We start from the raw sequence: 13,232 nt of genomic DNA on the forward strand, positions 1-13,232 counted from the left end.
TTCGTGCTGTTTTTTTATTTATAACGGATAACCACAAGATCATTGGGCAATAGTTTCTTTAACTTAACTAAAAAATTTAGGCTTATATGATGATTTTCCCGGTTTTCATGGAATACAAATCACTAAAAATCATCAATTTTTATCTTTTTTAGAAATTTTTTAATTTTCAAATTAATCATTAAAGCCGACCGACCGCCTCTAGTTAGTGACAAGGGAATATCCCGAGGCCTGAAAGATATAGTGACTAACTAAGGAGACTAAGATGGCTTTATCAATGCACACTAACTACGCTTCGCTTGTAACTCAAAACACAATGAACACAACAAGCGGACTTCTAAACACAGCAATGGAACGTCTAAGCACAGGCTACCGTGTGAACTCAGCTGCTGATGACGCTGCTGGTCTTCAAATTGCTAACCGTCTAGAAGCGCAAACACGCGGCATGTCAGTAGCAATGCGTAACGCACAAGACGGCATCTCTATGATGCAAACTGCTGAAGGTGCGATGGATGAAATGACAAACATCGTTTACCGTATGAACGACCTTGCTACACAATCGTTGAACGGTTCAAACAGTGCAACAGACCGTGCGTCTCTTAACAAAGAGTTCACACAGCTTACTGCAGAACTAAACAACATCGTAGACAACACTAAGTTCGGTGGTCAAAACCTTCTTAAAGGCGGCGGCTTCGGTGCAGGTGACGTAACATTCCAAATCGGTGCATCTTCTGCTGAAACATTGACTGTAAGCGCAAGCGCAGGTATCGGTGAAATCACTACTATTCTTGCTGATGCAGCAATTACAGATGGTATCGATGACGCGACTAAAGCAAAAGCAGCACTAGACAAAATCAGCGGCGCTGACGGTCTAGTAGAAAAAATTGGTAGCTCTCGTGCAGACTTCGGTGCGAACATCAACCGTCTTGAGCACACTATGGCTAACCTTGGTAACATGGTAGAAAACGTTACAGCATCTAAAGGTCGTATCATGGATACAGACTTTGCAGTAGAGTCTTCAAACATGACTAAGAACCAAATGTTGATGCAAGCAGGTACAACTGTTCTGTCTCAAACTAACCAGCTTCCAAGCATGGCAATGTCACTACTACGCTAATTACTTAGTTAATAGTGCGCTTAATTTAAATCGTCTTAATTATAAAGCCTTCCTATGGAAGGCTTTATTTTTATCTACGAATATAAATAGAGCTCGTATTATCTTTGTGAGATTCAGGCACTCTGAATCCGAATTTCAACATAATATTAAATAAAACCTTATTAAACAGTTCTAATTCTATCGTCTCTAATTTGCTTCCTATTTTACTATCTCTAAGTTCAGGGAAATTGAACTTAGCTTCCTTTAAGATACTAGCTATCTCATCAGAATTGATGCTCTGTTTACTTAATAGTTTTTTGTTAATGAACTCTTCATATGCACGAGCACACTTCATCAATCGTAACGCAAATTCATTCATAACTGACATTCTTTGAAACGTAAAAAATTTAATTTTTAGTGAGAACACTTGCACGTCACACTATCAAAAATAATATCAGAACGTAATTAATGTACTCTGTAAGAATTATCTGAATCAAGCTGAAGTAAAGGCTGAATATAACGTCTAATTAAAACATCTCTCCTAATTAGAACCGTCAATACAATTAAATATTTTCTTTGTTTAGGTCGCCTTTTCTTATAAGGAAATTACTTTTTCCATGGAGGAAGGCGGAACAAACAAGGTGGAAACACCACTTCCTCCCAAGAAAACAAAATAGCTCTAAACCTTTGTTTTAATTGAATTTAATATACGGCACGCATCTTGCCACTGATAATTAAACTAAGGCGTAGCATTCAAAGTATTCAAGCCAATAAGAGATGAGAGGAGCACACCTCATGAGTTCTTTAGACCCAGTAAAAATGGCAACCCAATTCGCACAATTGGACACAAACCCATTCAAAAACCGTTACCAAGCGCAAGCTAATGTGTACCAGTCACAACTGTCAGCTTTTAATAAAGTTGAAAGCGCACTACGTGATTTTCGTACTGCAATGAAAGAGATGAATAACAGCACAAACAGCATCATCAAAAACAGTGCGACACTCTCTCAAGAAGGTAACTTTACTGCAAACGCGGATGCTAAAGCGCTAACGGGTAACTATCAGATTTTTGTAGAAAAAGTGGCAACAGCACATCAAGTATCTACAGGAATGCCTGTAGACCTTGAGGCAACGACAGAAGTACCAACAACTGGATCTTTAGAATTCACCATCAACGGTGAAACAATGACTCTAGACTTGTCCTCCGTTGATGTTAATGGTGACGGAACTGCAACGATCAGTGATTTAGCCAGTGCGATTAACAATCACACGGATAACCCTGGCGTTAACGCCACTCTAGTTCGCTCGAATGGTCAAACACACTTTATGCTATCGAGCACTGAGACTGGTGTCGAAAATAAGATCAACGTATCTGCATCGGGTACTGGCCAAGCGTGGTTTGAAGACGCCTTCACCAACCTCAAGCAAATTAACGCTCCACAAGATGCGGTTATGTGGCTAGGTGCAAAAGACTCAGGCCTGAAACTAACCAACGCAAGTAATACTTTTGAAGGTGTCATCGACGGTGTTGACATTACCGTATCTAAACCGCAAGCCGCGGGAGATGCGCCAATCGGTTTAAAAATTGGAGCTGATAGCGAAGGCACTAAAGAACAACTAGATAAGTTTGTGGAAACCTACAATGCCCTTGTTTCGACTATCGATCAGTACACCCAAATTGGCGGCGAAGATCAGAAACGCGGCGTGCTCGCTAGCGACTCGACATTGCGTTCTATTGAGAGTCAGTTAACGGGGTTAATCCGAGGTGAACACAATGGTATGCGCCTAAGCGAAATCGGCGTGAGCCTAGACCGCAACGGTAAAATGAAAGTTGATCAAGAAAAGTTCAAAGAAGCTCAACAAACAAACAGCGCAGGCTTAGAGGCGTTGTTTAATGGGGATGACGCTTTGCTAGATTCTCTTGACGCGATGGTAGAGCCTTTCTTGAAGTTCTCATCAGGTACCTTCAGCACGCGTAAAGACGCAATACAGTCAAGCTTAGACCGAATCAAAGATAAACAAACCAATTTAGAGCGTAAGTACGAAATGTCGTACAACCGCTATCTCAAACAATTCACTCAAATGAATTCAATTATGACCCAAATGAACCAAACCATGTCCATGTTTAATGCTCAAAAATAAGACATTTGGTTCCAAATTTAGGAGAAATATTCATGCTTATGGATTCTGGTTACGATTCGTACCAACAAGTCGATCTCGACGCTCAAGCGGCAGCAGCAAATCCACACCAATTGGTCATCATGTTAATCGATGGCCTACTCGATGAAGTTGAACGTATTCGCGGCCACCTAGCCGCAAATCGTTTGGCCGAGAAAGGGAATGGAATCAACAAATGCATGAACATCTTGATTGGACTAACAAGTGCTTTAGATGATGAAAACGGCGGTGAAATTGCGGAAAACCTACGCCAGCTGTATGACTTCTGCCAAGTCGAACTTTATTACGCTAGCGTGCAAAACGATGCAAATCGCTTGGTTAACGTTGAGCGTGTAATGGGTAACATTCGTGAAGGTTGGATGAATTTTGGACAACAAGCATAAAGTATCGCCAGAGCGATTCCGTCATTTATCTCAGCTCATCCAGTTCGCCGCAAAAACGGCCGATTGGCATGCGCTCAAGCGGTACGACTTGCAGTTGCGAGAGCTTTTGATCAGTCACAAGCCTTTTTTGAAAGATCCTAAGCTTGCACCTGAAATCCAGCGAGCGAAAACAGTGCACGCTAATGCCTTCGCAGTATTAGAGAAGTCGACCAACGAGTTGAAAAAAGAGATGAACATGGTCAATGACCATCAAGAACGCGCTATGGCCTATCAATTAGCAATGACCATGGAGCTAACTCAATGATCATACCTTCTTCAACTCAGCACTCGGGTAATTCGCCAGCTAACAATGAGGGTCACATCAAGCAAGCGAACTCGGTACACGGCTTTTCTCATGGTTTTAAATCAGGGAACAAGCAGAATGGTGAGCAAGACTTTAACTCTGCGTCAGCGGTACCGAGTTTTCACCTTACGGCCTCTACTTTGAACAGCGCAAACAAAGTACAAAGTCATGGTTTTGATACTGATGACCGCTCAGCTTCAGATCCGGATGCCAACTTGACCAGTACACTAGGGTTAACAGAATCGACTGATCTTGCAGCGCAAGCTCAAGCTTTAACCCAGGGTATGATTACCATGGCAGAGAAGCAGGCTGAGAAACTAGGAAAAGCGTCATCTTTAATGACTGCGAGCGAAGTTAAGTCTGTTACTCAAGATTCGTCTAACGCTATGTTAAACACATCATCAAAACAAGATGTGAAGCAAAGTCTGCCGACTTCATCGAGTTTGCGTTTGCCTATCTCCGGTGCTGAGTTTCAAACTCTTTTGAATCAACCTGTTCAAGGGCAACCAACCGCATCTCTACTTCAAGCACAAGCTCCTACAACACAATCTGCACATTCACCGGTTGCGACGAGTCATGTTCAAGCTCAAGGCTCTGAGTGGGCAGCAGTGCGTGTTGATACCACTGCCGGAAAGTGGGGCGAGCAAATGATGCAAGTTTTACATGATCGCGTGACGCTCCAAGCTCAACAAAATGTACAAGAAGCAAAAATCCGCCTAGACCCACCAGACTTAGGGAAATTGGATTTACTTGTACGTGTTGAAGGTGACCGATTGAGTGTCCACATCAACGCCAATGCCGCAGCAACACGAGAAGCTTTAATGCAAGTTTCGGAACGATTGCGTACTGAGTTACAAGAGCAAAACTTCGTTCATGTCGATGTCAATGTTGGCTCTGATCAAAACCAAGGTCGAAATGACCCACATGCAAACGAAGAAGACGCCAATATTTTCGCCGCACGAGAATCTGGTGCATTCCAAACCACGACAACAACTAACTATTCAGAACACTGGCTAAGCACTCAAGCTTAGTGAATCTTCGAGGAAAAAGGTTATGACCAAACAACAAATGATCGCCCTGTTTATCGCCATGATCATCACCAGTGCCCTCGTTTCGGCCGTCACAATTATGGGCGGAATCTGGTACTTAAACAAACACGCTCAAGAGTCACCTGACTCTGGTTCACTGATCGAAGACTCTCCACTGTCTTTTTTGGTCACAGAACAACCGACAAGTAAAGGTCCTAGCTTCCATCCTTTGGACAAAGTCGTTTTGACCGTTAAAGGCAAGAAACAGACTCACTTTGTGATGCTAGAACTGGCAATTGAGACACGCCGTCCAGAGCGTATCAAAGAGATCGATGAATACATGCCTATGGTACAAAACTCTCTATTAAAACTGTTTAGCGACAAAACGTTTGATCAGTTACAGCAAGCGGGTGCCATCGATATTCTGCAAGACGAAGTGAAGCAAACGCTTCTACTCGCTTTTGCTAAAACAGACATCGTCCGAGAAATCGACGATGTTTTGTTGACTAAATATGTTGTGCAATAACGGAGCACAACCATGTTAGACATGAATGTACAAGACACTTACACCACAGAAGAGGAAGTGACAACACCGTCACGACCAATTGATGAAAACGCATTGCTACAACGTCATCAGGTCATGGTAAAACGCGTAGTTAACCAGCTGCGCGTTCATGCCACTTCTCACTGTAGTATTGAAGATATGCAGCAGATAGGCCTTATCGCTCTAGTCGAGGCTGGACGCCGATATGGCGATGTTGACGATCCTCACTTTCCTGCTTTCGCCGTTTGTCGAGTTCGGGGAGCTATTTTAGACGAATTACGCCGACTAGATTGGCGTTCACGTAAGACTCGTCAACAAGCCCACGAGCTCAACGACGTGACTCGAGATCTCACTCGAACGTTAGGTCGAATGCCAACGGATGCCGAAATCATCCAGGCTTTAGGGACGAATGAGCAAGATTATTACAACCGCCAAAATGCCGCTCTCGCAGGCGAGATGCAAAGCCTTGACCAACTGATGGAGAGCAGCGGTGATAGCTACATTGGCGGGCAATACGATGGCATGGAACATGAACATATTCGTCGTAGTTTAGACAGTGCTTTGGGTAAGTTACCTAAGCGCGATCAACTGCTCCTGACTCTGTTCTATCAACATGAACTCAACTTACACGAAATAGCTCTGGTATTGGATCTGACACCACCTCGTATATGTCAGCTTCACAAACAAGCGCTGAAACAACTCAACCAATTAATGTCCTCTTAGGAGTCACAAGATGCAAAAGTTTTTTGGAGTGCTCACTATCCTGGTGTGCGTCTTCGGTGGATATATGTGGGCCGGTGGTAGCTTAGGTGCTATCTGGCAGCCAGCCGAATTCCTTATCATTATTGGCGCCGCTGCTGGTTCTTTGATCATCGGTAATCCGCCTCATGTACTGAAAGAAATGCGTCGCCAAGTGCCAGCGACCATTAAAGGTCCAACAGAAGAGCATGAGTACTACATGGAATTAATGGCACTACTCAACAACTTGCTAGAGACAGCGAGAAACCGCGGATACAAGTTTCTGGATTCTCATATTGAGGCTCCGGAGCAAAGCTCTATGTTCCTCGCTTACCCGACGATCGCAGAAGATCATCGCCTAATTTCTTTCATTACTGACAATTTACGTTTAATGGCAATGGGACAGATGTCGCCTCATGAATTAGAGGGACTGCTAGAGCAAGAAATCGAAGCAATACAGAACGAAATGCTTTTACCTTCACGCTCACTACAGCGTACAGCTGAAGCACTACCTGGCTTCGGTATTCTTGCAGCAGTTGGTGGCATCATTATCACCATGCAAGCTATTGATGGCTCAATCGCTATGATTGGTTATCACGTTGCGGCAGCTCTCGTTGGTACATTCATTGGTATTTTCGGTTGTTACTGTGGCTTAGATCCACTAAGTAACGCCATGGCTCAGCGAGTAAAACGTAATATGACTGCTTTTGAGTGCGTTCGTGCAACCTTGGTTGCCTACGTAGCGAAAAAGCCGACATTGCTCGCCATTGACGCTGGTCGTAAACATATTCAGCTAGACATCAAACCAACATTCAACCAAATGGAGAAGTGGTTAGCTGAACAGGAGGGATAATGCAAAAACAAGAGCATGTAGTGTTCAAACGTGCCAAAGTATACAGCCATGATGAGTCGTCTCATGGCGGCGCGTGGAAAGTCGCGTTTGCTGACTTCATGATCGCCCTAATGGCGCTGTTTCTTGTACTTTGGGTTATGCAGGTGGTAGACAAAGAAGAGCGTAAAGCGATTGTTGCCCACTTGCATAGTTCAAGCGTATTCGACAAGAGTTACGGCAACCCATTTGATACGTCACAAAGTATTTCTCCTATCGACTTGGCACAGGACTCTTCTGTGCCAAGTAAACACAACTCCAACCATGTAGTAAGCTCTTACTTTAAAGGTGATGGGGATGGACCAGAAATTGATTCTTTGATTCCTGGTAACTTCGATACTCAAGAGCAACTTGCCGCACTAGCAAAAGTAATTGAGCAAATGACTGCCCAAATTAATGCGCAGGGAAATGTAAACGTCACGGTGACACCACAAGGTTTGCGTATCGTCCTTCAAGATGATTACAAACAGCATATGTTCAGCCGTGGTGGTGCAGAACTTACTCCTTTTTTTGAAGATTTACTGCTCGCACTAGCACCTGTATTTCATCGTGTTAACAACCCTCTGATCATCAGCGGACACACAGATGCAATTCCATTTAAAAAGCGTTTTGGTCGTCAATCTAACTGGGCGTTATCAGCCTCTCGAGCAGACGTAGCAAGAAATACGTTAGTTGAAGGCGGTATGCCGGACGATAGAGTAATGCAGGTAACGGGTATGTCAGATAGAGCGCTGCTTAATCCTGATGAGCCAGATTCTAGCGAAAACCGTCGTATTGAGCTGTTTGTTTTAACGACTCCTGCCGCTAAAGTGCTTGAAACCCTTTTTGGCAACCACCAAGAAAGTGAACTGCAAAAAGCGAAAGATAAGGCTGAATTTAACCAACCAGTCATTCGTCAAGAAGTCATCAATTACTCCGGCGATACCGCCACCAGCGAAGTAAAAATTCAAGAATTATAATCTTAAAAGGTCACCACTCTGATGGTGACCTCTCTAACCAAAGCCTCTGTTACTGTGACTTTTTAGTTGAGTTCTATATGCACATAACATCATCCGAAAAAAGAAAAAGCGACTTACTGAAGAAAGCCTTTTTATGGCTCATTGTCTTCGATTACCTTTTATTGGCGTTTTTCTTAACTCAGCTATCAAGTATGACACTAAACAGCGGAACCATGATCAGCTTGTTACTTGTTGTTTATAACGTCTTACTTGTTTCGCTATGTTTTCAACGAACCAACAAGCAGGACTCTTACATTATCTACCCTGTTTTGTCCGCAACGTTATTAGCATTTGTCTGCTTTCTTTACTTCTTTTTTTTAATTTAGCTCCCCGACTCGACCATTGATTTTATTTTTACTGCTTTTTCGAAGTGGTCGAGCTGATGAGTCTGAATCCACCACGTAGCCGCTTCCATCAACAGCTCTGGGTCGTCATTTTTATTAGCGAAAAACGCATAAAATGAGAGACCAACCAATTCACCTTTACTCGCGATCTTTTTGTCACAGACCTCTATAATTTTGTCTCTCAGCGAAGCTCTCATTTCTAACCCCTTAACCTAGTACATACTCACTAACCATACGGTTGAAAGAAATCAAATCAAACGAGCCTTTAATTTCAAAACGCACTCTTCCCACCTCACTCATGAAGAACTCGATTTCACAATCCAAATCAAAAGTACCAGAGGTCTCGATAGAAAATGCATTGATCTTACTGTAAGGCAAAGAAGTGTAATCCACTTTTGAGCCGGTAATCCCTTGCACATTTGCCGCTATCACTCGCTTGTTCGTAAACACCACTTGGTCACGAACTGTTTTAAAAGCAGCGAAAATAGTCTCACCATCAATCAAGAACTTAAGGAAGTCTTCTCTGGCATTAGAAACGTCAATCGGCTTAAGCTTAAATACAGAGGAATTGTCGAAATCAATCATAATTAATCCTTTGAGTGGGCGTTAGAACGAATTATCAACGTATCAGATAGCACCACTTTTGCCTACTCGCAACGCACGTTTCTGCTTGATTCGCCCAACAACGAAGCGTCACTCACTTCCACCCTTGCATCCATTGCTCAGAGTCTTTTAGGTCTTGCCAGTTCATCTCTTGGTCGCGTTTACTCATGACTGCCTCGATGACACATCTCACAACGTTACCATCTTCATCTAGTTCCATTTCCGTCACGACAAAATGCTTCTCTTTGTTTTTAGGTGAAATTGCCGTCCATTTACTGTGCAATAGTTTCTTAGGGTGGATTCTGTTCATCGCATTGTACCAATTTAACTACCATGTTGATGTATACGACTGAATACCAAGAGAGAATCAGATTTTGTTTTTGCAAACCGACAAAAGATAAAACCGCAAAAGAGATCACTCCCTTTCGCGGCTCTAACTACAATCCGACTAGGTCTTCTGACCATTCAATCGAGGATTTAAGTACTGACTTTGTAGCAACTGTAACCCTTTACCGACCAGAACAATCACTATCGCGCCAATCAGGACAGGCGTGAAGAGAAAACTCCATCCCTGCCCAGACGCCATGATCAAAATTGGATTTGCACCCGCAGGTGGATGAGTGGTCTTCGTAATCAGCATCGCAGACACACCCAGCCCCGTCGCAATCGCGAGCGTGACCGGCGTGACGTCAACATACTGGCTAAACGCAATACCGATAGAGGCCGTGATGAAGTGACCAATGATCACGTTTTTGGGTTGAGCAAGAGGGCTGCCTGGCACCCCAAACACCAGTACTGCGGTAGCACCAAATGGTGCCATCAGGAGTACTACCTCAGTAAGAGATACCTCGGCGTAAGACAACACACCAATAGCCAGCGTAGCGCCAAGTCCGGCAACCAACGATAAAATTAAATTATTCATAAACACCTCAAAAGTAGACCAAATTGTCTACAAAATAAAATAGACAAACCTGTCTACCTTTGTCAATATGTGTTTATGGAACTTTTTGAGGACGTAGTTATGAACAAAAAGAAACAGTTATTGATCGACACAGCTTTGTCACTGTTTTACAAACAAGGCATCAACTCTATTGGCATCAATGAAGTTCTCAATGTTTCCGGCGTGGCTAAACGCACGCTATATAACCATTTTGAGAGCAAAGAAGCGCTTATCATCGCCGCATTAGAACAACGCCACCAAATATTTATGGAATGGTTGGAGGAAAAGCTTTCTTCAGCACAAACGTGCGCGGAGGTGATCGATCAGTTATTTACTGCACTCAACGGCTGGTTTCATGGCTCTGAAGAAAAATTGGGCGAGTTTCGCGGTTGCTTTTTCATCAATACGTCCGCGGAATTCAGTGACGACAGTGGCGAGATCGCAACGTATTGCCGCTACCATAAGCAGCAAGTCAGAGAGCTAATTCAACGCTATCTCAAATCAGACAACGCTGCATTACTCGATGCCATTTGCATCATGAAAGAGGGCGCGATCACTACCGCTTACATGACGAAAGAGTACGACAACGTCACGAAAAAATGCGTGACCATTTTGCACAAGCTGTAATGCGGTCAGGTATAGTCATTTGCGGATTAAGTATTCAAACGAAAGGCACCAATCGGTGCCTTTTGTTTTACTTAGTGAGTGTACTTACAGTTCGTGCTCAGTACGTGCGATGATGTCGTCTTGCGCATCTGGTGATAGTGCAGTGAAGAAGGCTGAGTAGCCTGCGACTCGCACAACAAGATCACGATATTGTTCAGGGTTCTTCTTCGCAGCTAGCAAGGTCTCACGAGAGACGATGTTGTACTGCACGTGCCAACCTTTGTGGTGGTTGAAGAAGGTGCGAATCAACATAGAAAGCTTGAGCTTATCCCCTTCAGACTCAACCGCTGCCGGGCTTAACTTCTGGTTAAGCAGCACGCCACCAAGGATCTTATTCGCTTGAATCTTACCAACCGAGTTGTACACAGCCGTTGGACCTAAACGGTCTGAGCCAGATGACGGGCTTGCACCTTCAGCTAACGGCGTTTTCGCTTTACGACCATCTGGCGTTGCCATGGTTGAAGCACCGAATGGGACGTTTGCCGAGATACTTGATGTACCTGCGTAGTAACCTCCGCCAATTGGACCACGCCCATGACGCGTATTAACGAACTGCTCTAGCTCATCAATGTACACTTGGTAAGCGTCTGCCAGTAGTTGGTCTACTGCATCATCATCGTTACCGTATTTTGGTGCAAAGTTGATAAGACGTTGGCGAAGCTGTTCGTTCTCCATGCCATCGAAATCTTCAGCCAATGCTTTTGCTAGCTGTTGTTGTGAGATAAGGGGCTGGGTGATTTGCGCATCATCGAAAACAAGGTGCTTGATGGCGGCTAGGCTGTTGCCCAAGTTTGCGATACCGACTTGCAAGCCAGATACCCAGTCGTATTTCGCACCGCCTTCTTTCACAGTTTTACCACGAGCCAAACAGTCATCCACCAGCGTTGAACAGAAGATGTCTTGTGCTTGCTGTTCAAGTACGCTGTCGACTACCGTATCAATCTCAATCGATTTACGGGTGTAGTAGCGGATTTGCTCTGCCCAAGAAGCTGTCACTTGCTCAAAGTTCTCAAAGTTGCCTTTTGCTAATGACTTATCGTGCGGCAAGAAAGCTTTACCCGTTGTTGCATCCACACCTTCGTTCAATGAGGCAAGCAAGATACGAGCGAAGTTAATGAAGCTCATGCCCGTACAACGGTAACCCCATTTGCCCGGAACCGCCGTCTCGATACAGCCGATAGATGCGTAGTTGTAAGCGTCTTCTTTCTCTACGCCAAGCTTGATGAATTCAGGGATGACAATCTCATCGTTGTTGAACGCAGGCATACCGAAGCCGCACTTAATCACCTCGATACAGCCCATCAGGAATTCTTGGTTCAAACCCTCATGGTAACGCACACTCAAGTTAGGTTGCGTCGAACGCAACTGACCACAAGATTCGAGAATCGCCCAAGAAAGTGGATTCACTGCGTCTTCAGGCTCACCCTTGTCATTCAACTTCTGACCGCCGATACACACGTTTTGATACAACGGAGAACCTGCGGAGGCTTTTGAGTGCGCGCCAGAGCGAATCTTGTTTACTTCAAGCAGCTTCAACCAGCAGCTTTGTAATAGCTCTAGTGCAAAGTCTTTTTCAATCGCGCCGTTTTCGATATCGCGAACATAAAATTCGTTTAGGAATTGGTCCATACGACCGAAAGAAACCGAGTGACCATTCGATTCGATTTGTAGCATCAACTGAACAAAGTAGCTCAATTGCAGTGCTTGCCAGAAGTTTTCTGGTGCGTGGCTTGCTACATGACAACAGTTTGCAGCAATGCTTTCTAATTCAGCTTTGCGCAGGGGGCGCGTCTCTTCTAGCGCCATTTTTGACGCCAATTCAGCGTAGCTCACTATGTGATCTTGAATCGCAAGCAGTACGATTTCGACCGATTTGTAGAACTGCTCTTTCTTCAAGCCTTCAAAGGTCGAAACATCATTGTTAGCACGGTGCTGACGAACATCCTCTAACAAACCGTTCATGCCTAGCTTCAAGATTTTCTCGTTGTCCACCGCAAGGTGCGCGTCACCCGAAGTCATGTTGCCTTCGGCTTTAATGATGGTGCTGGCTAAGATTTCTTGCTGCTCATCAGTAAACAAGCCATAACAACGGTCTTGAACGGTTTTGCCACGCCAGTACGGTGTGATGCTGTGGATGCTTTGTTTATCTTCTTCAGTGACCGCAAAGCCTGCACCAGGACGGTCGGCTAGCTCATCAATTTCCGCTTCAATCCAACGTACAGTGTATTCCGGGAAAATAGGCGCAGCGCGTACTTTGCTCGCTTGGTTACCGACGATTAACTCATCATGCTTAATCCAAATCGTACGAGTGCGTAAGTGCTCTTGCAGTGCTAGCGCACGTTGGACAATTACAGGTTTGTCTTCGTTCGCTTGATAAGCACGAGTGTATGCCTCTGCACGCTCGGTACAGACAGGTGGCGTTACGATATTTACCAGTGCCGATTTGTGCGCTTTGATACGCTCAGGAAGGTAATTCAGGTCCATA

The 13,232-nt window shown here is 44.3% G+C and carries 17 protein-coding genes; 11 read left to right on the plus strand and 6 right to left on the minus strand.

Annotated elements, in window-relative coordinates:
• Positions 1-262 precede the first annotated feature (262 nt).
• Complete coding sequence (gene lafA, locus R7E00_RS14875) at positions 263-1,114, plus strand: lateral flagellin LafA (protein ID WP_005375019.1); 852 nt, start codon at positions 263-265, stop codon at positions 1,112-1,114.
• A 70-nt stretch (positions 1,115-1,184) separates the two neighbouring features.
• On the opposite strand, the gene R7E00_RS14880 is transcribed toward lafA, so the two are convergent.
• Positions 1,185-1,472 (minus strand): hypothetical protein, encoded by a 288-nt coding sequence (locus R7E00_RS14880; RefSeq protein WP_005375016.1) that lies wholly within the window; start codon positions 1,470-1,472, stop codon positions 1,185-1,187.
• A gap of 416 nt (positions 1,473-1,888) precedes the next feature.
• On the opposite strand from R7E00_RS14880, the gene fliD reads away from it, so the two are divergent.
• The 9 genes from fliD to R7E00_RS14925 all read left to right on the plus strand — a co-directional run bounded on the left by fliD (position 1,889) and on the right by R7E00_RS14925 (position 8,520).
• Positions 1,889-3,235 carry a flagellar filament capping protein FliD gene (gene fliD / locus R7E00_RS14885; RefSeq protein WP_213905475.1) on the plus strand — a complete coding sequence of 449 codons (1,347 nt, stop codon included), beginning with the start codon at positions 1,889-1,891 and terminating at the stop codon, positions 3,233-3,235.
• A 32-nt stretch (positions 3,236-3,267) separates the two neighbouring features.
• A complete protein-coding gene (gene fliS / locus R7E00_RS14890) occupies positions 3,268-3,654 on the plus strand; it encodes a flagellar export chaperone FliS (protein WP_005375014.1) in 387 nt (128 codons plus the stop codon).
• Entirely contained in the window at positions 3,638-3,958 is a 321-nt protein-coding gene (locus R7E00_RS14895) for a hypothetical protein (protein ID WP_005375013.1), read from the plus strand. The genes fliS and R7E00_RS14895 overlap by 17 nt, the downstream gene beginning before the upstream one ends.
• Positions 3,955-5,028, plus strand: coding sequence for a flagellar hook-length control protein FliK (locus R7E00_RS14900; protein WP_213905476.1), 1,074 nt, complete (start codon positions 3,955-3,957; stop codon positions 5,026-5,028). Before R7E00_RS14895 ends, R7E00_RS14900 begins: the two co-directional genes overlap by 4 nt.
• A gap of 22 nt (positions 5,029-5,050) precedes the next feature.
• Positions 5,051-5,551, plus strand: a complete 501-nt coding sequence (gene fliL, locus R7E00_RS14905) for a flagellar basal body-associated protein FliL (RefSeq protein WP_005375011.1) — start codon at positions 5,051-5,053, stop codon at positions 5,549-5,551.
• Between the two features lie 12 nt (positions 5,552-5,563).
• Positions 5,564-6,292 (plus strand): FliA/WhiG family RNA polymerase sigma factor, encoded by a 729-nt coding sequence (locus R7E00_RS14910; protein ID WP_005375008.1) that lies wholly within the window; start codon positions 5,564-5,566, stop codon positions 6,290-6,292.
• A gap of 10 nt (positions 6,293-6,302) precedes the next feature.
• Entirely contained in the window at positions 6,303-7,160 is an 858-nt protein-coding gene (gene motA / locus R7E00_RS14915; RefSeq protein WP_005375006.1) for a flagellar motor stator protein MotA, read from the plus strand.
• The gene (locus R7E00_RS14920; RefSeq protein WP_005375003.1) at positions 7,160-8,155 is read left to right on the plus strand and encodes a flagellar motor protein MotB; all 996 of its coding nucleotides are present in this window, start codon (positions 7,160-7,162) and stop codon (positions 8,153-8,155) included. The genes motA and R7E00_RS14920 overlap by 1 nt, the downstream gene beginning before the upstream one ends.
• 77 nt (positions 8,156-8,232) lie before the next feature.
• A complete protein-coding gene (locus R7E00_RS14925) occupies positions 8,233-8,520 on the plus strand; it encodes a hypothetical protein (RefSeq protein ID WP_005375002.1) in 288 nt (95 codons plus the stop codon).
• On the opposite strand, the gene R7E00_RS14930 is transcribed toward R7E00_RS14925, so the two are convergent.
• The 4 genes from R7E00_RS14930 to R7E00_RS14945 form a co-directional block, all read right to left on the minus strand.
• Positions 8,517-8,735 carry a DUF6500 family protein gene (locus R7E00_RS14930; protein ID WP_017634431.1) on the minus strand — a complete coding sequence of 73 codons (219 nt, stop codon included), beginning with the start codon at positions 8,733-8,735 and terminating at the stop codon, positions 8,517-8,519. The genes R7E00_RS14925 and R7E00_RS14930 overlap by 4 nt on opposite strands.
• 10 nt (positions 8,736-8,745) lie before the next feature.
• Entirely contained in the window at positions 8,746-9,123 is a 378-nt protein-coding gene (locus tag R7E00_RS14935; protein WP_005386881.1) for a PH domain-containing protein, read from the minus strand.
• Positions 9,124-9,235: 112 nt separating this feature from the next.
• On the minus strand, positions 9,236-9,451 hold the full coding sequence (locus tag R7E00_RS14940; protein WP_054576599.1) for a TIGR02450 family Trp-rich protein: 216 nt from the start codon (positions 9,449-9,451) through the stop codon (positions 9,236-9,238).
• A 138-nt stretch (positions 9,452-9,589) separates the two neighbouring features.
• Complete coding sequence (locus R7E00_RS14945) at positions 9,590-10,063, minus strand: HPP family protein (protein ID WP_064369614.1); 474 nt, start codon at positions 10,061-10,063, stop codon at positions 9,590-9,592.
• A 99-nt stretch (positions 10,064-10,162) separates the two neighbouring features.
• Here R7E00_RS14945 and R7E00_RS14950 point away from each other — a divergent pair, with 99 nt between their 5' ends.
• Positions 10,163-10,708, plus strand: a complete 546-nt coding sequence (locus tag R7E00_RS14950; protein ID WP_064369613.1) for a TetR/AcrR family transcriptional regulator — start codon at positions 10,163-10,165, stop codon at positions 10,706-10,708.
• Between the two features lie 84 nt (positions 10,709-10,792).
• Here the strand turns inward: R7E00_RS14950 and R7E00_RS14955 are convergent, their stop codons facing one another.
• Complete coding sequence (locus tag R7E00_RS14955; protein ID WP_213905478.1) at positions 10,793-13,231, minus strand: formate C-acetyltransferase/glycerol dehydratase family glycyl radical enzyme; 2,439 nt, start codon at positions 13,229-13,231, stop codon at positions 10,793-10,795.
• Position 13,232: the final 1 nt, after the last annotated feature.

The sequence above is a fragment of the Vibrio sp. Vb1755 genome, assembly GCF_033338635.1.
GTDB lineage: Bacteria > Pseudomonadota > Gammaproteobacteria > Enterobacterales > Vibrionaceae > Vibrio > Vibrio alginolyticus.